We start from the raw sequence: 18,327 nt of genomic DNA on the forward strand, positions 1-18,327 counted from the left end.
GGATTAGAAAGCAATCTTAGATATTTGATAAGTTGTTGTTTTTATTGGACTTTATGTCTTTTTTCGTCGATGGCCAGCGACAAAACATTGGATAAGTTAGTTTCAGTTCTGTCTAGAACTGAAACTAAAAGAGGTTTTTTGAAACTCGCTACGACAATTACCCGTCTTTGGAAATATAATGACGGTGTTACGTCGTCACGCGAAACGAACAAATATGCATATCCTCAATTATTATGCGGTATAGGTCACGTTCTCAAAACCTAACTGCTAGTAACGATATGTTTGCATTATTTTGCATATCTAGACAATCAAAGATCACAGTCTCATAATACTCCGCGAACATCAGCTCGGCTGGCGAGAATCCCCTAAACTCTTTCCAAATCAGAGCTATATACGTATTGGCTATCCAGTCAATTGGCTTAAGAGATATAGATATGCACTGCACGTTGAATCAATTAATTCCAATCGAAATACTAGACAAATGTGACCTGTCCCTAGATGTATTTAGCAGCTCGTTCCTCGATGACGCGACCGACATTTGCATGATGCATCTTATCCAATCGCATCCGAACGCACTATGCAATTCATCCATTAATCGTGATGACGTATTAAACTTCGTTCGAGATCACTTCTTCGCTTAAAAAGCAACACTTATAACGTTCTTCTGTTCGTTTTTTATTTAATTCCGAACACAAAAACGGTATGCTACGCATTAAGGATAAAGGTAGGGTTTTTCGTTACTCGCATACGCTCAGGGATGGAGTGTAACCTTTATCCTCCAATGTAATTTGGAGCAACCGTTCACCATGATTAATAAAAAAAATACTGAAATTAAAGATTTAAAAGCTATTGATATAGAAACACTTAATCAATTACTTGCAAACAAACAAACGGCAGATGCGCGCCTAAAACGTGCCTTGAAGCACCGCGCGACTTTTTCCGAACAAATAGATGGCAAAGAAGATAGTGGACTATTCAATGATCGCATCGTAGCTGTAGTAAAACGCGGTAATCCAACCACTCGTTTACTTGAGTATATTGAGGCCGCGAAATCAGCCAATAAAGAGCTTTTAGAGCGCGCACCTCAATACTTCAACAGCTCATCTAACTCATTTAAAGAGACGACCGTAATTGAGAACGTCCGTCGCGTTAACATCACAATTAATAAAGCAGCTAGCAGCCAGAAAGTCACTGGCGCACGTCTAGCCAAAAGACTTGAAGCATACCTACGCGACCTCGACCGTAAACTCTCCTACGATCTTCCAGAAGATGAGAAAGAACAGCTCACTAACAATAAAAACACTGCATTGAATGAATTGAAATACTTCAAAGACAATGCAGACGTTGAGTTTAGAAAGCGCGGTCAAGAACACAATGACATTGTAGCTATCATCCATACCTATGATGGCAACAATGGTGGCATTTCTCGCGTAGCTAAAAAGGTTCACGTTAACGCTGGTGGCCTTGTTCTAATTAGGCATCGCTCTTGTAAAGATCACGATGTGCTAATCACGAACAACACCACTGAGGGACGTTCGATATTCGATGAAGCGAATGCTTTTAAGTCGGTACTGTACCCTAACGCTAATATGTATATAGAAAGCGAAGTTGACGCTATTCGTGAAGCCAGAAAAGAGCTTAGAAGCAAGAACGAAAGCAAAGCACGTTCGCAGTTCGATGGATTAGTGAACTAAGGTTTTAAGCTAAATTATTGTTGTTCCGCTTTGATTGGTGATTTGGTGGCGATATTTAACGGTATCGCCACCTTTTCATATTACTTTTATATGTTGGCACCAACGGAATTAAGCATCGTCCGATTCAAGCGCTTCCAGTACCCATTGTTCTACTGAACTGCGAGACTCTAGCATGCTCTCTGTTACTTCCATTTCGTGCGGCACATAATCTACCAATTGAGAAAAACAGTATGTATCCCAACGGTCAGGTGATGGGATGTTCATTTTCTCTTTCATCATCGGTTTTGGCATCATTACCCATTGGCCTGACTCGTTGATTGCACAAGGTATTTTACTGCCTTGTTCTGCCGTCTTGACGTTCTTATCTATCTGCATGCGGCCTTGGTTTATCGCATCCCGAGCCATAACATTGGCATACGCACGCTGGTTAAAGAAACGCTGCTTATCGCTGGTGGAGTGCATCTTCTTACCCCAACGAATGCGCTGTACGCGCCGTCCGTAGCGTTCTAAGCAAGTCGCCGTGTCATAACCTACACCGTCACTATCCACCGCTATCGTGATGTTTGGGTACAAGTCCTCACTACACTCTGCATGGATAATGTCAGCGAACCGAACCGGATCGACCGTGCTTGGTTGTTCAAGCAATTTCACGCTCTTAACGATGCGCTCCATGCGTTGACCCCAAACCTTGCAGATATTGAGTATCGAGCGGTCACGACCATTACCCACGTCCACCAGCGCAGCCCAACCCCAACCATCGGGCATATCGAGGTTGAGCCTTGCGCTTTTGTCCAGTGCATCCCGACTAAGCAGCATGCCAGCAATGGAACTTGGGAACTCTCCACGTACTTTAATCAGGTATTCCGGTGCCTCTCGACCGCCATACTCCAATCGCTTATCGAGGATAAATTCCACGGTTACGAACGGCGATTCCTCGGAGTTAAGCCGGATGGCTCGCCATCGACCACTAGGCTCGGCTAATCGGTGATGCGTATCGTAGAAATAGCCGCTAGGGCGCGTTGGCTGGCTCAATAGCAGCATTCGGTTATCTTTCTCGGTCAATGCACCCGCTAACACACCAAAAGCCTTGTCAGAGACGCCTGACGCCTCATCGACAATGACAAACAAGTGTTTAGCGTGTTCACCCGCTAGCGCTTCCTCGTTACCAATACGGCACGATTTAGCACTGGTTTGCCAGATACCTTTTGCTGAGTTTTCAAAAAAGGCTGTCTCGGTAATGGTGAAGTATTGCTGTAACCAACCATGCTTTTGTAAGAGCGTGTTCCAGTTGGATTTTAGGTACTTCCATACACCGATTTGTACCTGTCTCGCGTTGTTCGCCACCAGCACAATACGCGCATTGGGGAAACAGAGCATGAAAGCAATGATCATGATACTGGTCATGTCTGACTTGCCTGTACCGTGGCCAGAGCTGACAGTCGTTCGCGCACCAATACGCTGAGCACTATCAATGATTTTGCGCTGCTGCCAGCTCGGCTTCTTACCGACTAGCTCAACAGCGAGGCGTTTCCAGTCATAGCGATACCGCTTAACTAGGGCAGGGTAACGGGGATCTTGTGTTACGCTCTTTATTCGTCTAGCCACCAAGTACCTCGAAGCTGTCTACATCGTCAAACTCCGACACTCCCTCGTTATCGAGGTCATCATAGGCTTGCTCTTTAGCGGCTTCGTTTTGTATTTGGGATGGGGATAGGGTAGGTTCTACGCCGTTCTCTAGGTCTTCGGCTTCTTTGATTCGTCGGTTTACTTCTTCTTTGCGCGCAGGTAGCCAGTTATCTTGCTGCTCAATCTGCTCTAACGTGTAGTCATCAAACAGCTCATCCAGCTCTTGCTCACTGATACCAGTGTCGTCTACTTCTGGCTCTAGGTTCGCTAGTTCTACCTTAGCTTCATGCAATAGCGTTGCTGGTGGACGTGCGCCTAACTTCTCGATTTGCTGACACGTCTCTAAGGCTGTCCAGTTGTTCTTAGTGCGCAGAGAAAGCATTTCTATTACTAGGCTGGTTTCTTCCGCTGGCAGTAAGTGTGGCATCATCAATTCAGCGTATTCCTGTTTACGCAAATCGATGTAGCGCTTGGCCTCTTGTTTGGCCATCGTGGAAATACTCAATTCCAGTTCACGCAATCTGGTGCCATAGCCAAAGATGAGACGGTCACGCATGGCGTTTATGTCTACTGGCTGGTTTTCGTCATCGAGCGGAATGTCTCCGCTTTCTTCCATTTCATCGATCTCTTTAAGGCGTTTAGCTAACGTCTCATTCATTCGGTAATACTGCGAACGGGCAATAATCAGTTCGTTGCAAACCGAAAGCGGATCGGTATCCATGAGAATATCCATGATTTCGCCAGTAATACCCGCACTACGGGCATAACCACCATGCACAACAGGGCGACCCACTTGAGCACTGGAATACTGCGAAAGTCCCTCAACTGATCGCGGCTTGCGCAGTGATCCAATACCCCCTGTTTTCGCGCGATCGCCTTGCGCACTTTGCGCTTGCGCAGTTGCCCCCGCTTCTTTGGACTTTGATTTATCAGCTCTTTTTTTCTTCTTGTCGTTTTTCGCTTCTTGAAATTTCGCTAATTGCTCATCGTAAAGATCAAATAATCGATCAAACTCGGGCAGCGATCGCATGGAATTAAACTGGCGGCGCAATGTCGCACCATTCACCCCTTTATCTTTCGCAAAAGCGGCCATCGTGAGCGTTGGGTTTTGAGCGCCACGCACGAGAAATTCTTTCAAAAGGGAATGCCAGTCATTGCCCTGACTGGTCTTTTTCGCTTTGATTTTTGGCATAACGGACGGTTGGAACTTGCCGCCCGTTTTGGCTGGCCGTTTTATATATCGCTTAGCGGTGCCGTACTTCAATCCGTTGGCTTCGCAATACTCGGCCAGCGTCAAAGTCGGCTGCTTCTCTAACTGCTCCCAAAACTGCTGTTGGTGAGCCTGATAGTCAATCTTGCCGGACACGGTTAAACCCCATTCATTTTGTTACGTTCGGAATAATACAGAGTTCAAACAGGTGACAACAACACGAACTAGGCCAGTTAAAAAATAATTTAATTGTCAATAATGTTTTAAAGACAAAATTTGATAACGCGACATTAAATAGTATTTACAGTAACGATTTTCTGCATATAATCATGGCCAGCTAGTGAGTAACGCTACTCATGTACAATTGATTCTGCGGCACGATATAGTAATTGGCTGCGTTATCTCACTAGCCACCTTCCCCCATACCCAAGACAACGCGCTACGTGACGAAAGGAATACCCCCTTGAAAGCACCCGAGCGCATCAAATTCAGACACAAAGCCAAAACCAAAGCACGACAAGCCATGTTTAGAACCCGCCAACGGGAAAAGGGATTAACGCTACTTCAAGTGCGAATTTCACGCCTTGCTCACGCAAAAGCATGCGAACAATGCGAACAGAACGGAATTACCCTGACCGAGCTGTATCAGTTGGCCATCAACAACACTGATCCAAACCAACTACCAGAAAAGCACCCCGAAGTAATCGAGGGCGACCTAGTAGGGGCACGACAAATCAGTCCTTGGATTGACCCCGAAGTTGCAGAGACGTTTGAGAAATTGGCCACCAACTACCGCAATCGAACCATAGCGATGAGTGCCATCGTCTATGCGTATTGCGCTCGATGCGAAGCTGAATGAGCCGAACTGGACACGCTTGGGGCGCACTGTGCTTTGCGCCCGTTCCTCTCGCCTTAATGGCAGACACAACACCACTGCATTCAATCCTGGCATTTCTTGGTTGCTTAAGCGGTTCGAGCGCACCGGACTGGCTTGAATTTGACAGAATCCCGCACCGAACTTACACCCACATCCTTTCGATATGGCTCGCTGTAACGGTTTATGGCTATCATTTAGCGATAGGGGGCACATTAATACCCATTGAGGCGTTAAAAGCCACCAGCACGATTCTAGGTGCGATTCTGTGTGGATTTGGATGCGGTTGTGTGTCGCATTGGCTTGGGGATGTGTTAAACCGCCAACCAGTGCCGATTTTTACCCCATTTGATAGGTACTGTTTGAATCTATTCGCTTCGGGGAGCCACCAGCGAATCACATGCGTATTCATTTTCTCGGTAGCGTGTATTTTAGTTGGTTTTTTACGGCCTTTATAATTCCGAATAGACTTTTTAAAAATGATGTTTTTAACATAAGAAAAGGCCACATTTTACCGTGGCCTTTTGATTTTGAGGAGTTGTCAATAACAGGTAATTCAATAACCAATCAATTGGCCATCTATATTTTGGAGTATCCACGTCCATTTTCTTGCGAGCGAGGTAAATATAGAACACTAAAAATGCCTCTTCAATAGGTTGAAACACGACACATAAAAAGAGCCAGTATTTCTACCAGCTCTTTTGCAAACCTTCTTTGAATCACTCGCCGAAGCTGTACGCTTCACACGAAAACAAGGCAATTATATTGATACTTACCTCGAAAAATCAAGAAAAAAGCGCCAATGGAATAACCAAAGGCGCTTGAGCACAGTTGTCTAAGATTTTTAAAGGAAAACACGGTCGTCACAATGGTAACTATTTAACTCGCGTATACATAAATTTATCCGTTCGGAATGCTAGTTTCAAGTATTTTTTACCTAGCTACTCGCCTAGCTCTTTACTAGAAACACTGGCTAGCTCATCACTATGTGCCGTGTGGGCATTTAAGCCATTCAATAGCTCTGCCTCTGTAAACAATGAGCGTTTCTTTTTGTTCTTAGTCGCCTTGGGAACTGTTTTACCTTTCTTTTGTGCTTGAGTACGCATGCTTCACCTTTTGTAGTGCATCGCTTTGTTAATACTATGCTCTTTACTCCACTCAATCTAGCTGACGCTTTCAGTTTGCTTAAGGTGATTGTTTATTTCGTGAATCATCTTGCGTAAGGAGTTATCCAGCTCTTTGGTGTACAGCTTATCCTTGGCCAGCTCTCGCTTAAGGATGCGGTCGTGTTTGCGATGCCAGAATAGTTCGTGGACTTTTCTCATAGTGCCTGCTCATATAGGCGCTCTTTGGTAGGGGATAGATAGAACAAAGGGCTAACCCTCTTTCGAAGATCAACCCTTTGCCCTCTTTGGGAGCCTGTAGGTTTTACCCTACAACGCTTGCACAACCTTATTAGACAAGCGCACCGTATAGGAAGTCGTATCCGTCACTGTCCTATGGGAATAATACTAAACTCATTCCGAACATATCACAATATTAGTTTGCATTTCATTTTGTTATTTTTACCCATTTAAAGATTGTTTCTGTCGCTTTTTTCTGGTGGCTTTCTTGAGTGTTTTATAGTAGCCAATCTTTATCAGAAAGAAGTACCACAGCGCGTTAAGAGGCGTAGCCCTCAACCAAGTCCAGCCACCACGTTGTGAGTTCTTCATGTGGTAACAACATCATGCCTTCACGGCCTTTTCTGGCTTGTTCTAGCGCCTTTTCCAGAAACTCAAACTTAAGGTCGAACGGAGGATTGCACCACCAGCCATCTTCCCATTCACCTTGTAGGCCATCGAACCCAACACAAACAGGGTTTAGGAGCTGAGCTGCCTTGTGTTTTGGCTTAAGCTCGGCTGTTCGTTAATCCAGTCAGGAGCCACGTAGAAGCGGTTCGCCTTGGCGGTTTGTGGCTCGGCGGCCACGTCTAAAACAAACTGTTTTCCGGTATCACGTCGAAAGAGGAATTGAGCATCAAAGAAATAGTCCCAACGAGTCACCCATTTGTTCTTTGCGCCCTCGACGGTCTTACTTTTGACTAGGTGCGCCATTCTCTGACTTCTCCCCACTCTTGGCCGCTACAGTAATGCGCTCTGCGTCCAAATCAATCTTCACTCGCTCTATCTTTGGATAGACCACCAATCCATAAAAGCTGTATGTGCCAATACCGACAACAGCCACCAGCGCTAACACAATGGTTATAGCCAGTAGCCGAACGGAGCCGATAAAGACACGTAGCCCAATTGCCTTACTATCATTCATGGACGCGTACCATGTCCTTGTAAGCAGAGAACAATACGCTGTGCTCGGTTTTGACACCTAAGCGCTCTTTCGTCGCCGGATTAATGGTTGTGCGTTCACGCTCTATGTGACGGAAACGGCCAAAGCCTCGAATTTGCACCTCACGGCCTTTCGCAATCTCAACCAGAATGTGATTGATCATTGCATCCAGACAATCGCCCACCAGCTCTGCATCATCACCAGTAAGCTTTAAGCCAAGGCGTTTAGAAATGTTTCTTTCAATGTCAGTTCGGTTTAAGCGTGTACTCATTAATGTGCCCCCTTGATCTCGTTTACCTTGCTTGCCAGCTCATCGCGGAATACATCCGATGCACTAAAAGTCAGCTTGTCTCGCGCAGCTACAATCGCTGGTGCTCCCGTTTTTGGATTACGGCCAGCTCGCGCTTTCTTAAGGCGAGGTGCGAACGTACCGAAACCACTAAGCAATACAGCATTGCCCTCAATCATGGTTTGAGTTGAGATTTCTTCGATAAAGGCATCAAAAACCAGCTCGCATTCTTCACGTAATGCGCCCGTTTCTTTTTTCATTGCTGAGATCAGTTCGTGCTTACCTACGGCTTTTTGTTTAGACACGCTAAGTCCTCTTGAATATCTTTCAGATAAATTCCGTGCTGTTGGCCTAGAAGATTGATGGCGTAAAGAACCAGTTCTTCTCGACTGCTACAGCCAAGTTCTATTTGGAGTCGCCTAATTTGCTCTCGTTGTGTCGCGCTGGCGCGGTAGTATTGACGTTTAATGTCAAACCTAGCCATCTTGGCAAGATGACGATTCCAGCGCTGCTGAGGGGTTAAGGCGTTTTTCTTGGGTTTACGTCCTGCCATTAGACGATTATAACCATTCCGAACACACAGTAAATATTCCGAACACGATTTCTGTTTTTAATACAAAAAAATACCGCCCATATAGGCGGCATTTGTGGAAAGATGATCAAGGATTGGCGTTAAGCTCGTTTGAACTCCGAAAAGTGGCTGCGCATGCCATCACGAACTTTGAGAGGCGTTTTGCGCAGCTTGGCGCGTGTCGCTGTGTCGTATAAGTATTGTTCCCATTCCCAATAGGACATATCACGTAGTCGGCCTACTGGCTCACCAACACTATTCATGAATATGTAGGTGTTCTTGGCTTGGCCGTTCGGGATTGAGTTGCCATTACCATCCAATATCTCAAAGACACCTCTCGCACCGACAAACGTCACGGTCAGACCATATTGCGCCGCTGTAGCATCAATCATTGCGCTAGTGAGGTAAACATTCTCGCCAAAGATTTTAGTACGGAGGATTTCACGACGATATTTCTTAATGTCTCGAACCCATTCAAAGATAACGCAGCGAGTATGTGGCGTTCGGATGTTGGTTTTTACTTTGATTAGACCAGCATCGAATAGCATTCTAATGACTCGATAGTTGATCTTCTCTCTTGGTGCAATTGTGTCGCCAGTAGCATCGTAGTCACAAATATGACCACCAGTAAGCCAACGATACGCTTGAGCGCTACCAAATTCCCCTGCGGGAGCATAGCTTAGCAACAACTTGTCATAGTAAAGGTAATCGCATAGGAAGTTACGGACTACCTTTGTTGCTTCTAACACGTCTAAATCAACTGGCTTTTGGCCAATGCTGTGGTATTCACTCGCTAACATGAGATAACTAAGCCCTTTTTATATACTTATGCGGCTAGTCTAGTTTTGTTATCAAATGTTGGCAATTGGAGATAGCTATTAATTTGACAAATGCACTCATCAAACCCCTTGGCCACAACCACGTAATATCCTAGATTTTGGAACATTTTTATCTTTTCCTGCTGTTCCTTACTTGGGCGACCTTCTTCCGTTTTCACCTCCAAAAAGAACCCGTGATACACCCCTCTCGGGATAGGAAAAAATATATCTGGCACACCTTTCTTTTGTCCCTCATAGCTCATCATCGAAGCCGCTTTAGGTGTTCGGTAGCCACCATTAGGGATTGAGAAAACCAGCGGGTAAATGTCCTTGTACTGCGTCTCTAACGTGTAGAACAAACGCACCTGTAACCAGTGTTCGGCCAGCTTCGTGTCGTTAAACTCTTTCGGGCGCTTAATCCCTTGTGCAAGGCGCGTTTTGTGTGGTGAATCCAGTTCCACTTTCTTCTGTGTCGCAGCGCGCGCAACGTCAATGTCTTTCTCAAGAATACGGATAAGCCAGGCTGGTAGCTCTGACTTGTCCACCAGCGCAGTATTTGGGACGTTTATCGATACCGGATTGATGATGTGATTAACAGAACGGTTAATCTCGTTAAGTGCTGCATCGATATTGAAGTCGCCGCCGTGGCCAGCTTTCACGCCTTTGCTTTTCCACTTCTTGCGCTTAGCAACTTGGTTTGCGAGAAAAGAGTGATCGAATCGTGGTGCTCTGGCCATAACTAGATAAGCCCTTGTACAACTAAAATCTCTTGCTCCTTACGGCGGTTGAAGTAGGCAAACACCTCGTCCTTGGTGAATTGCTTAGATACCACCTTGCGGCGGCCTCCTTGAGAGAAAACACGCTTAGCAATGTCCTCAGATAGCGTCCAACAAAGTGCAGTTTCGATTTCGGATTCGTCATTGATAGCGCGGTAGGCAGTGATCACCTTGGGTAGCTTGGCGAACGCCTTGCGCTCTGACGACTTCATAACCTTGTGCTTGTTGCGTCTCGGGCACGTAAACAGGGACGACCACACACCTTGATGTTGGTGCGAGCCTTGCGCTTTCCATAACGTTCCAAGCACGTCCCAATAGGTTGAGTCATCTTGGATAGCTGGCACACCAAGGAAGCTCTACAGTAAAAACATCGCTCATCGGGCAATTTCTCTACTACTCAAAAATTGGGATAAGGGAATAGGGTTAAAGTGTTTTATTCTTGGTTAGCAAAGCGCTCTAGGCGTTCTTCTAAGTCATCCAGCCAAACCAGTATTTCGCTACCTTTGTGAACGTAGTCGAGGTAGCTGTCTTGGATTAGTTCGGCCACATGACCCGAACACCCGTTTACTTCTGCCGCGATTGCACGGTTACTGAAATAAAAAGCACTTGGTGTGTCCGTAAAATCCGTTTCGCCTGTCGCCTCGCGCATTTCCATAAGCGCTTTAGTGGTCATTCGACGCAATGCAATCAGTAAGTCGTCTTGAGTTGCTAACGCTAAATTTTGCTTACTCACCGTTCAAGCCGCCACGTAACTCAGCATCTTGTAATGACGAAACTCGTTCTGGAACGGTATTTCATCGTCAAAATCCATTGGTGGCTCGCCGTATTGCTGTTGAGATTGATCCCAACCGCCTTGTTGTTGCTGGCCACCAGCTCGGCTATTGCCAAGCATTTGCATCACGCCATTAAAGCCTTGAACTACTACCTCTGTGCTGTAACGGTCTTGGCCTTGCTTGTCTTTCCATTTGCGAGTCTGCAATTGACCCTCGATGTAAACTTGTGACCCTTTGCGTAGGAACTCCCCCGCTACTTCGGCCAACTTGCCGAACAACACCACTCGATGCCACTCGTTTTTTTCTCGGTTCTCCCCTGTCGCTTTATCGCGCCAAGTTTCGGATGTAGCGATCGTGATATTCGCTACTGCGCCGCCATTTGGCAGGTATCGGATTTCGGGATCTGACCCCAAGTTACCAACCAGAATGACCTTGTTAATGCCTCTTGAAGCCATTCGTTATTCTCCGGTATCTCTCTTTACCGCTTCGTCTCTGTTAGAAATCGCATCACCAAAGAACAAATAACCCACGTCTGTACTTGTGTAGACAGCTATCAGTTCTAGGTTTTGCACCCTTGGGTTCACTTCGCCATTCTCGATTTTTCGATAAGTGTCTGGTGATAACCCGATTAACCTGCTCATTTCGAGTATGGTTAAATCTGCATGCCGTCTCGCTCGCTTGATTCGCGCTGCACGTTGCTGTCTATACTCAAGCGATTGGATTCGAGCGGCCTGTTTAGTCTTTGCGTCTCGCATTTTCATAGAAGCTCTCCACTTCACTTGCTAGTCGTTCTTCCTCGGTTGTAGTCCCCTTAATCAATGCAACGCGATATTCATATAACCGATTCTTTGACCAATCGAGGCAGAGCTTTTGCCACTTGATAACGGCAACCGGATCGGAAAGGTCGTAACCAGTCCCAAAACAGCTACAGCACTCCCACTTGCTAAATAACGACTTGGTGTAACCTGTGCCATTGCAAGTCGGGCAGCGATCCGGTTTGTCGTCCAATGTCACATCGGCATCTTGTAACCGGTTCGCCAGAGCTTCGCGTTCGTCCGTAGGCTCTATGCCCTCGAATGTATCCAGGATTGATGGTGAGCTTTTGTCTCGCTCTCTTTGCCGTTGTTCCAGTTGAGATCGCTTAATTTCAGAAATTATTTCACCCATCAATAATTCCGAACAAGTAAATTTTTTAATTCAGTATAAACCCGATTAAAAAACAATTCAAAAATCACCAATACAAAAACCGAAATGATGTATTTTTATATCAGAAACAGGAAAACGGAATAATATAATGAATCAGAAAGTATCAGAGAACAGCAGCAAAAAAGTTCACAACCAAATCCAAGAAGACGTTAAGGAGTACATGACCAACACCTCTAACAGCGTCTTAGGCTTCGCTTTGGCCAATGCAATTAAGAGCGGTCAGAACAACCTAAATGAATTGTGTAAAATGTGGGAAATCCCAGTAGACAAGCTACTTAGCAAGTTAAACACTTCTCTTTTCAAAGTGGATGATGATGAAGTCCACCTCGCATAGACGGATACGTTTAGCTATCGGGATAAGAGTAATGGAAAGCTTCGGGGAAACTAGAAGCTTTTTTTATCCAATATCTAATCCGAATACTCAAAAATTTAATGTATATATAAAGTTACAAATCATAGATAAATAATTTCCCATTCGGAATAACAGAAAACACAAAATAGCAACAAAAATAAACAATACCAACCAAACAAAACAATAATACTGTCGCGTTACAAATATAGATGAAGGATTGAAAAAGCATCAATCGCGAAAGCTAGTTTGAATTGGTTCATCAAGAAACCTCGTCCGTTAGGTTCCGTAATCATTAAATAACGGTATAGTAAAAAACAGATGCCTTACGTGACCATGACTCCAGATCGTTTAGCATCTTATCGACGTCAAATAGTTGAGTTTAATACTGCCAACACTTAGGCTAATTAGAAATTAGTGGGCAAAAACTAGCCAAAATGATAGGAAGCTTAACCACTTAAGTTGTACGGGGAAGCATTTTTGTTTTTAACAGGATAAGATGAGTTAACAGCAATATATTGAATGCGCTAACCCATCTGCTGGAAGCGGCAACTTTCTTTTGAGGTTAGCATCAAGCAGAAAGGGAAAATGAACATGAATTATTGGATAAAAACCTTGCTCATATCCCGATTCATGTAGAGAAATGAATATTTTTCAAAGCGTTTCTTTATGAAAGGGGAATTATCTGATCACAATGGGACATAAGGACTTGGGAGTTTTCATACGCCTTAACCTGAAAGAGATAACCAACTCGTTTGGGCGTTTGCAAAATTAGCAAAAAGTCTGGAATACTCGGCACTGCAAGACTTGGAACAAAACGTTCCCTAATAACCTTGATTGTGTGAAGAATATAAAAAAAGGCTGGATTCGAAGAACCCAACCTTTAATTAATTAGGAGGTAATTATGTAATCACCAACCAAGCTCGAAGCAGCTAGAAAGCTTCACTTCGTGTATGCGGGTAAACGATGGCGGCCACCATCAAAAACCCTTGTGCGTTGTCTTTCACCATGAGCCTTATCAGGGGAACAAATGGTAAATTTAATTGAACTGATTATAGCGATAATCAATCTCGTCGCCGTTATAGTGCAAGCACTATTCGGTTAACCAACGCTGCTGCTCTAGAAGTACATTGTTGCTTCTAGAGCACACTTACAACTATCCAATAATTAATATTTCCTGTCAATTCGTGTTTTTGTCAAGAACTCACACAAATGCGGCCGCTATTCGTTGTAGCATGCCGTTGTCTATAGCTAGGATCATTAACTCATCTAAACAACAAAAACTTGTTGTGTATGTGGGAAACTGTGTAAATCTTTGATTTTCCAGTTATCCACATACGCTATAAAGATCTATATTTAACTATATCAATCTATGGAAACTATAGAACTATAAGATCTATAGGAATCGTAACGTATTGATTTTAATGCGGTTTAACTCGCTTAAAGATCTTTTTTTAGGTCTTTAAGTAACAAGATCTAGGTTTAATTGATCATTTATTAGGTGTTTGTGATCTTCTTATAGGCTTTAGTGCTACATAATCTAGGTGAAAGTGATCATATATCAGGTGATTGGATAACAGGTTTTAGGTGTTTCTGTTCTTAAATGACATATTTTAGGTGTGTGAGATGGTTGTATAGGAGTCTTGTCCGGTTTTTTCTACTTTCGAGTCAATGATCACGTCGAATTCCCTCCCATATACCTAAAATGTGTCACATAGCTCATTTCAACCTAGAAAATGTCATCTATCGAGCCCATGACCTAAAACTTGTTAGCTATCAGTAATCGTGTGTATCGGTTAGTTCTGAAAGGGTATCTATCTTTTCCATTAACGACTCTAATTCATGCATTCCATCATCATGCTTTTGTTGCTCTTTTTCTGAGTGTCGCTTTGACAAGCTAGCTTCAACTTTAAGAGCGTGGTCTTCTTTACCCACATAGCGGTACGCGATGGCAAGTGATTCTAGTTCAGACTCGGTGAGTCTGACTTGGTTTTGAAGCCTTTTCAATTCAAGTTGTCGAATTGTCTTAAGAGCATCGTGTTGATTTAGTTCATCAATTGAACCTAGTTTAACCCACCGGAAGAGAAACTTGATTCCAGTAATGGTTCTACCTTTCTTTACAACCTCAAAACCCTTATCACCTTGGCTGCTTTCTAAAAATAGAAGCTCTTTGCTAATCTGAGGGTGTTCAGAAAGTTCTTTAATGCTTTCCCTGATACAACGTTTCATAAATACGCTGTTGTTTTTGAAGGAACTTTTATCTTTTTTCAGCTTCCCTGATTCGTCCAAAAGCCCAAATATTCCTTTCAGTTCACTAAGCTTTTGCGCATGCATTTCAAAGCCCTTGTCTTTGAAGCGACTAAGCAGTTCGTACAAGCGCTTAGAATACTCCTTCTTTACCTCAAAGAAATTGCGAGTATTAATCAGAGCAAATCCTTGATTATATTCAATATACTCTGATTTGAGCATATCGTTAGGAACCATCGTAAGTATGCCGTGTTTATAAGCTATATGTTTAAAAAGAGGTCTATAGTCGAATTCAATATCACCTTTCGGGGTTTCCACCTTTATCCCGATTTTTCGACTAGCTAGGCGGTTCGCTACTGGACTTAAGTTGCTACCGATATGTTTAGACTCAACACCTAACCACTCTGATAATTGATGTGAAGTAAACTCATAGTGTGGTGTTTTCTGCTCCCAATCACTTGGTTTCATATGTGCAATCATCAACGCAAACATATCTGCTTCCCTAGCGGATAGATCTTGACGACTAAAGACCAGTTGATGGCCTTTTTTGATATGTTTCGGGAGGTTATCGCTTACCGCAGGGTAGAAATATTCTTCATCACTCATGCAAATGCACATCCATAAATAACAAGATTTAGGTAATTATGACACATTTTAGGTCACGCATGTATAGAAATACTCACATCAAGCAGTGATTACAGATACCTGACTTGTACTCGCCCGACTGCGTCACGATAGTATTCAACTAAGCCTTGAGACTCTTTCTCGGAAATGGTGTTCATGTACTCTGCTAACATGGTGGCTGTATCACGAACCTTGTTCACGCTAGCTTTCACGGCGCTTGCAGCCTTGTTGTGCCAGCTAGCAATCACAAACTTAAGGTATGACACGAACTTAGGCGCTAAAGGCTGTTGGTGCTTGTTGTACAGCTTGATAACACGACGAGCTCCACTAGCTGATAGGCGGCCTTGCTTAGCTGCTAGTTGAAGTTGTTTTACTTCGTCAGCGTCACGTTTGAAGATCTTCAAAAACCAAGAATCAGACGGGATACCGTTATTAATTTTATTTTTACTCTCTGTAGAGAGATCTTTTGTATTTATAGTGCCATTTTTGTTTTTGTCTGATTGCTCGCAAGCCTTGTCAGCACTGGCCTCAAGAGTTTTTTCCACAGAAGCCCCCCCTGAGTGCCGTTTCTGTCTATTAAAACGCTTTTGTGCAGCTTGTAGCGCGTATTTGTATGCGCCAGCGAACATTTCTTGGATGGCGTCTACGCATAGAGTGATGTGACGTAGATTCTGACCTGTTGCATTGTTTGGCTTCTGTTCTCGGACAATTAAGTTCAAGTCTTCTGCTGTTTTCAGTTGTTTTTTGAGAGTGTCAAAAGTGGTTGGACGACAACCATAGCGATCGCAGTTCTCGTTGTAGACCTGTACCAATCGAGTAGTTGATGCAAAGCAGGTATGGCCATGCTTAAGAATATGGCTTGAGATAGTTTCTAGTAGGCAAGCAAGTTTACGTTGTGCCGACGGTTTATTGGCTTTGATATTGGAGGCTTGGGTTCTGAATCCTGACTTCCAGTAGCAAGGATGCAGTAAAAGCGGTGTGTTTTGCATAAAATTTGCTCAAAAAAAAGGCGTAAAAATTTGCCACCGATCTCTTTGAACGTTATACTTACACCTGCTTTAGTGTGGTGTAATTTGTGTTAACATTCGCTGAGATTGATGCTCAATCTAAACTGTTAAACTAATTACTAACCATTTGAGGCATTAGTCGCCAACTAAATGTCTCGCCTGATTAGGCTTCGGTCTAATTCATTACGGCATAATGACTTTCCTTAAGTTCGTTTGTCGTGACGCTTTAAGTTAGCCGCTTAAAGCTCGATTTCAGTAAGAAAGCCCGCTCGCCAAAGCGGGCTTTTTTATTTTCTGTTGCCCGAAATCGAATCACTTTCTCTCTATCACGGTATCGCCATGATCTAATTACAGAAAAACTCCCCTATTATTGATCGTAAATGGTTGATCAAACAAGTCTCTGTATCAAAGCGATTCCGAACAAGGTGCGTTACCATCTGGCGCTAGAGTTTACCAAAAATTTTATCTATTTAAACTCCTTTTGGACGTGTTAATATTCCGAACACATCGAATTTTGTGGATAACTCTGTGATGAAATTTACTCCTCCACCAAGTGCTGAACAGCAATTAGAAACTCAAGTTAACCAATTAAAACAACAATTTAAGCGCCGACAGTTCCCGAAAAAGAACGCCCCAGCGCTACCGTTGGATTTGTTAGTAACAATCTCAGGTTGCACCTTTGGTTTGCATAGCCAAAAAGACGGTAGACTCGTTCTAAAGGCCGATAAGGCGATTAACTTTGATAAGGGTATCAATGTGTTGCGCTCAGTGTCGTATATTACTGGCGCGCGAGATAGCGTATCTATCGCTGGTTGGGACTGGCGACCAACGCACTTCAAGAAAGATAAACTCTATTTTCGTCCTGTCGCGCCTAGTGATTTATAAAATTCCGAATTGGCCACCAGTATTTTCGATTTTATTGAGTGTTTTTTGTACTTAATTACTAATCGCTGGTGGCGCTTTTTAATTGATCAACTTATTGGAATTTTCGTGCCGAAGATCCGAAGTTGACGAACTGCTGTTTAATTTGAGGCGCAACACTCACTTTTTGCTCTACTGGAACGTAGCTATTTGTCGGTAAAGTCGCCATTTTTCGGGAACCTAGCGACTCAAACATAGCTCGCACCACTTGATGATCTTCCTTGCTGGCCATGTTGGCGATCGCTTTGCGCTGCGCATCGGTCACATAGATAGGTAAAGAGTCCACAACATCAAGCAGCATCGAGGTTGCCTTAGCGTTTTGCTCTACCTTTTCACGCAACTCTGCGTTCACGCTTTCTAGGTACATAAGCTGGTTAGTAAGATCACCGACAAGCTCAACATTAGTCTGTTGAGTCATGTTCGCGTAGATATTACGCGCGGATTCCTCATCAAAACCTTGTTCCTGTAGCGATTCGAGGATCATTTGCTCGCTGTTCGCACTTTCCATCATCATGGCCGGATGGTCTAGGCTGATATAGTTCGGCTGCAATACGTAGTCCATACCGTGATATGAAGTCGTGATCGATGCCTCGCGTGTATCTTGGCCACCAGTCGCCCAGCTCCAACCACCAGCACGGCTATTGTGCAAACCTAAAGCAATACGGCCTGTGTCGGTATCTAAAAACTCTTGAGTGTGTTCAACAATACCGTCATCTGAACAGGTGATAGAGATTGTGCGGTTAGATGGCACGTTTTCTACCACAACCGGACGACCATTAATCATGATCACCTCAGTCTCACCGATTGAGAGCTTATTCGCTCGCTGGCGGGATTGATGGCCATAGTAACCATACGCTTCACCGAGTCGTAATAGCTCTTGAGTTCGTGGGCTGTTGAGCATCGCTTGAACGGCTTTGATGATGTAATTGCGCTTGTTGGCGCTAAGCTTGCGACCGTCATTGAATAGGCTGAAACGGTCGGATACTTGTTTAAGTGCTTTTGCTGTCACTTTCTTTT

24 protein-coding genes are annotated in these 18,327 nt (G+C 44.0%); 5 read left to right on the plus strand and 19 right to left on the minus strand.

Annotation, left to right across the window (positions count from 1 at the left end):
- The first annotated feature begins 806 nt into the window (after positions 1 to 806).
- Positions 807 to 1,694 (plus strand): hypothetical protein, encoded by an 888-nt coding sequence (locus J4N43_RS24410; protein WP_017634088.1) that lies wholly within the window; start codon positions 807 to 809, stop codon positions 1,692 to 1,694.
- Between the two features lie 108 nt (positions 1,695 to 1,802).
- Here J4N43_RS24410 and J4N43_RS24415 read toward each other — a convergent pair whose 3' ends face one another.
- A complete protein-coding gene (locus J4N43_RS24415; RefSeq protein ID WP_252094216.1) occupies positions 1,803 to 3,299 on the minus strand; it encodes a terminase in 1,497 nt (498 codons plus the stop codon).
- On the minus strand, positions 3,292 to 4,686 hold the full coding sequence (locus J4N43_RS24420; RefSeq protein WP_252094217.1) for a hypothetical protein: 1,395 nt from the start codon (positions 4,684 to 4,686) through the stop codon (positions 3,292 to 3,294). The genes J4N43_RS24415 and J4N43_RS24420 overlap by 8 nt, the downstream gene beginning before the upstream one ends.
- A 307-nt stretch (positions 4,687 to 4,993) precedes the next feature.
- Between J4N43_RS24420 and J4N43_RS24425 the strand changes: the two genes are divergently transcribed.
- Positions 4,994 to 5,389, plus strand: a complete 396-nt coding sequence (locus tag J4N43_RS24425) for a hypothetical protein (protein WP_054579108.1) — start codon at positions 4,994 to 4,996, stop codon at positions 5,387 to 5,389.
- Entirely contained in the window at positions 5,386 to 5,862 is a 477-nt protein-coding gene (locus tag J4N43_RS24430; protein WP_155486347.1) for a metal-dependent hydrolase, read from the plus strand. Before J4N43_RS24425 ends, J4N43_RS24430 begins: the two co-directional genes overlap by 4 nt.
- Positions 5,863 to 6,345: 483 nt before the next feature.
- Here the strand turns inward: J4N43_RS24430 and J4N43_RS24435 are convergent, their stop codons facing one another.
- The 14 genes from J4N43_RS24435 to J4N43_RS24500 form a co-directional block, all read right to left on the minus strand.
- The gene (locus J4N43_RS24435; RefSeq protein ID WP_170894064.1) at positions 6,346 to 6,510 is read right to left on the minus strand and encodes a hypothetical protein; all 165 of its coding nucleotides are present in this window, start codon (positions 6,508 to 6,510) and stop codon (positions 6,346 to 6,348) included.
- Between the two features lie 57 nt (positions 6,511 to 6,567).
- Positions 6,568 to 6,729, minus strand: a complete 162-nt coding sequence (locus tag J4N43_RS24440) for a hypothetical protein (protein WP_017634083.1) — start codon at positions 6,727 to 6,729, stop codon at positions 6,568 to 6,570.
- Positions 6,730 to 7,266: 537 nt separating this feature from the next.
- Positions 7,267 to 7,500 (minus strand): hypothetical protein, encoded by a 234-nt coding sequence (locus J4N43_RS24445; protein WP_252094218.1) that lies wholly within the window; start codon positions 7,498 to 7,500, stop codon positions 7,267 to 7,269.
- Positions 7,478 to 7,711 carry a hypothetical protein gene (locus tag J4N43_RS24450; RefSeq protein ID WP_252094219.1) on the minus strand — a complete coding sequence of 78 codons (234 nt, stop codon included), beginning with the start codon at positions 7,709 to 7,711 and terminating at the stop codon, positions 7,478 to 7,480. The genes J4N43_RS24445 and J4N43_RS24450 overlap by 23 nt, the downstream gene beginning before the upstream one ends.
- Positions 7,704 to 8,000, minus strand: a complete 297-nt coding sequence (locus J4N43_RS24455) for an HU family DNA-binding protein (protein WP_017634080.1) — start codon at positions 7,998 to 8,000, stop codon at positions 7,704 to 7,706. Before J4N43_RS24455 ends, J4N43_RS24450 begins: the two co-directional genes overlap by 8 nt.
- Complete coding sequence (locus J4N43_RS24460; protein ID WP_017634079.1) at positions 8,000 to 8,323, minus strand: HU family DNA-binding protein; 324 nt, start codon at positions 8,321 to 8,323, stop codon at positions 8,000 to 8,002. Before J4N43_RS24460 ends, J4N43_RS24455 begins: the two co-directional genes overlap by 1 nt.
- Positions 8,302 to 8,571 (minus strand): hypothetical protein, encoded by a 270-nt coding sequence (locus J4N43_RS24465; RefSeq protein ID WP_017634078.1) that lies wholly within the window; start codon positions 8,569 to 8,571, stop codon positions 8,302 to 8,304. The genes J4N43_RS24460 and J4N43_RS24465 overlap by 22 nt, the downstream gene beginning before the upstream one ends.
- Positions 8,572 to 8,690: 119 nt before the next feature.
- The gene (locus tag J4N43_RS24470; protein ID WP_017634077.1) at positions 8,691 to 9,389 is read right to left on the minus strand and encodes a hypothetical protein; all 699 of its coding nucleotides are present in this window, start codon (positions 9,387 to 9,389) and stop codon (positions 8,691 to 8,693) included.
- Positions 9,390 to 9,415: 26 nt separating this feature from the next.
- A complete protein-coding gene (locus tag J4N43_RS24475) occupies positions 9,416 to 10,144 on the minus strand; it encodes a VRR-NUC domain-containing protein (protein ID WP_054579109.1) in 729 nt (242 codons plus the stop codon).
- A gap of 2 nt (positions 10,145 to 10,146) precedes the next feature.
- On the minus strand, positions 10,147 to 10,527 hold the full coding sequence (locus J4N43_RS24480; RefSeq protein WP_017634075.1) for a hypothetical protein: 381 nt from the start codon (positions 10,525 to 10,527) through the stop codon (positions 10,147 to 10,149).
- A gap of 89 nt (positions 10,528 to 10,616) precedes the next feature.
- Entirely contained in the window at positions 10,617 to 10,916 is a 300-nt protein-coding gene (locus J4N43_RS24485) for a hypothetical protein (protein WP_054579110.1), read from the minus strand.
- A 3-nt stretch (positions 10,917 to 10,919) separates the two neighbouring features.
- Positions 10,920 to 11,411 carry a single-stranded DNA-binding protein gene (gene ssb, locus J4N43_RS24490; RefSeq protein WP_170894063.1) on the minus strand — a complete coding sequence of 164 codons (492 nt, stop codon included), beginning with the start codon at positions 11,409 to 11,411 and terminating at the stop codon, positions 10,920 to 10,922.
- A 3-nt stretch (positions 11,412 to 11,414) separates the two neighbouring features.
- The gene (locus tag J4N43_RS24495; RefSeq protein ID WP_017634072.1) at positions 11,415 to 11,717 is read right to left on the minus strand and encodes a helix-turn-helix domain-containing protein; all 303 of its coding nucleotides are present in this window, start codon (positions 11,715 to 11,717) and stop codon (positions 11,415 to 11,417) included.
- Positions 11,692 to 12,123: a hypothetical protein gene (locus J4N43_RS24500; RefSeq protein WP_017634071.1), complete on the minus strand. Its 432-nt coding sequence runs from the start codon at positions 12,121 to 12,123 to the stop codon at positions 11,692 to 11,694. Before J4N43_RS24500 ends, J4N43_RS24495 begins: the two co-directional genes overlap by 26 nt.
- A 127-nt stretch (positions 12,124 to 12,250) precedes the next feature.
- Here J4N43_RS24500 and J4N43_RS24505 point away from each other — a divergent pair, with 127 nt between their 5' ends.
- Positions 12,251 to 12,496, plus strand: coding sequence for a hypothetical protein (locus J4N43_RS24505; RefSeq protein WP_017634070.1), 246 nt, complete (start codon positions 12,251 to 12,253; stop codon positions 12,494 to 12,496).
- 1,791 nt (positions 12,497 to 14,287) lie between these two features.
- On the opposite strand, the gene J4N43_RS24510 is transcribed toward J4N43_RS24505, so the two are convergent.
- Positions 14,288 to 15,364 (minus strand): replication initiation protein, encoded by a 1,077-nt coding sequence (locus tag J4N43_RS24510; RefSeq protein WP_054579113.1) that lies wholly within the window; start codon positions 15,362 to 15,364, stop codon positions 14,288 to 14,290.
- Positions 15,365 to 15,453: 89 nt separating this feature from the next.
- Positions 15,454 to 16,371, minus strand: a complete 918-nt coding sequence (locus tag J4N43_RS24515; protein WP_017634068.1) for a hypothetical protein — start codon at positions 16,369 to 16,371, stop codon at positions 15,454 to 15,456.
- 546 nt (positions 16,372 to 16,917) lie between these two features.
- Between J4N43_RS24515 and J4N43_RS24520 the strand changes: the two genes are divergently transcribed.
- The gene (locus J4N43_RS24520) at positions 16,918 to 17,274 is read left to right on the plus strand and encodes a hypothetical protein (RefSeq protein ID WP_252094220.1); all 357 of its coding nucleotides are present in this window, start codon (positions 16,918 to 16,920) and stop codon (positions 17,272 to 17,274) included.
- A gap of 91 nt (positions 17,275 to 17,365) precedes the next feature.
- Here the strand turns inward: J4N43_RS24520 and J4N43_RS24525 are convergent, their stop codons facing one another.
- Entirely contained in the window at positions 17,366 to 18,319 is a 954-nt protein-coding gene (locus J4N43_RS24525) for a hypothetical protein (RefSeq protein ID WP_017634066.1), read from the minus strand.
- Positions 18,320 to 18,327 lie beyond the last annotated feature (8 nt).

The sequence above is a fragment of the Vibrio sp. SCSIO 43009 genome (genome assembly GCF_023716525.1).
In the GTDB taxonomy this organism is placed as follows: domain Bacteria; phylum Pseudomonadota; class Gammaproteobacteria; order Enterobacterales; family Vibrionaceae; genus Vibrio; species Vibrio alginolyticus.

What these genes read in the sequence shown, in the direction of transcription:
- J4N43_RS24410 (WP_017634088.1), top strand. Translation starts at nt 807, where the DNA reads ATGATTAATAAAAAAAATACTGAAATTAAAGATTTAAAAGCTATTGAT.
- J4N43_RS24430 (WP_155486347.1), top strand. Translation starts at nt 5,386, where the DNA reads ATGAGCCGAACTGGACACGCTTGGGGCGCACTGTGCTTTGCGCCCGTT.
- J4N43_RS24435 (WP_170894064.1), bottom strand. Translation starts at nt 6,510, where the DNA reads ATGCGTACTCAAGCACAAAAGAAAGGTAAAACAGTTCCCAAGGCGACT.
- J4N43_RS24440 (WP_017634083.1), bottom strand. Translation starts at nt 6,729, where the DNA reads ATGAGAAAAGTCCACGAACTATTCTGGCATCGCAAACACGACCGCATC.
- J4N43_RS24445 (WP_252094218.1), bottom strand. Translation starts at nt 7,500, where the DNA reads ATGGCGCACCTAGTCAAAAGTAAGACCGTCGAGGGCGCAAAGAACAAA.
- J4N43_RS24450 (WP_252094219.1), bottom strand. Translation starts at nt 7,711, where the DNA reads ATGAATGATAGTAAGGCAATTGGGCTACGTGTCTTTATCGGCTCCGTT.
- J4N43_RS24455 (WP_017634080.1), bottom strand. Translation starts at nt 8,000, where the DNA reads ATGAGTACACGCTTAAACCGAACTGACATTGAAAGAAACATTTCTAAA.
- J4N43_RS24465 (WP_017634078.1), bottom strand. Translation starts at nt 8,571, where the DNA reads ATGGCAGGACGTAAACCCAAGAAAAACGCCTTAACCCCTCAGCAGCGC.
- J4N43_RS24470 (WP_017634077.1), bottom strand. Translation starts at nt 9,389, where the DNA reads ATGTTAGCGAGTGAATACCACAGCATTGGCCAAAAGCCAGTTGATTTA.
- J4N43_RS24475 (WP_054579109.1), bottom strand. Translation starts at nt 10,144, where the DNA reads ATGGCCAGAGCACCACGATTCGATCACTCTTTTCTCGCAAACCAAGTT.
- ssb (WP_170894063.1), bottom strand. Translation starts at nt 11,411, where the DNA reads ATGGCTTCAAGAGGCATTAACAAGGTCATTCTGGTTGGTAACTTGGGG.
- J4N43_RS24495 (WP_017634072.1), bottom strand. Translation starts at nt 11,717, where the DNA reads ATGAAAATGCGAGACGCAAAGACTAAACAGGCCGCTCGAATCCAATCG.
- J4N43_RS24500 (WP_017634071.1), bottom strand. Translation starts at nt 12,123, where the DNA reads ATGGGTGAAATAATTTCTGAAATTAAGCGATCTCAACTGGAACAACGG.
- J4N43_RS24505 (WP_017634070.1), top strand. Translation starts at nt 12,251, where the DNA reads ATGAATCAGAAAGTATCAGAGAACAGCAGCAAAAAAGTTCACAACCAA.
- J4N43_RS24510 (WP_054579113.1), bottom strand. Translation starts at nt 15,364, where the DNA reads ATGAGTGATGAAGAATATTTCTACCCTGCGGTAAGCGATAACCTCCCG.
- J4N43_RS24515 (WP_017634068.1), bottom strand. Translation starts at nt 16,371, where the DNA reads ATGCAAAACACACCGCTTTTACTGCATCCTTGCTACTGGAAGTCAGGA.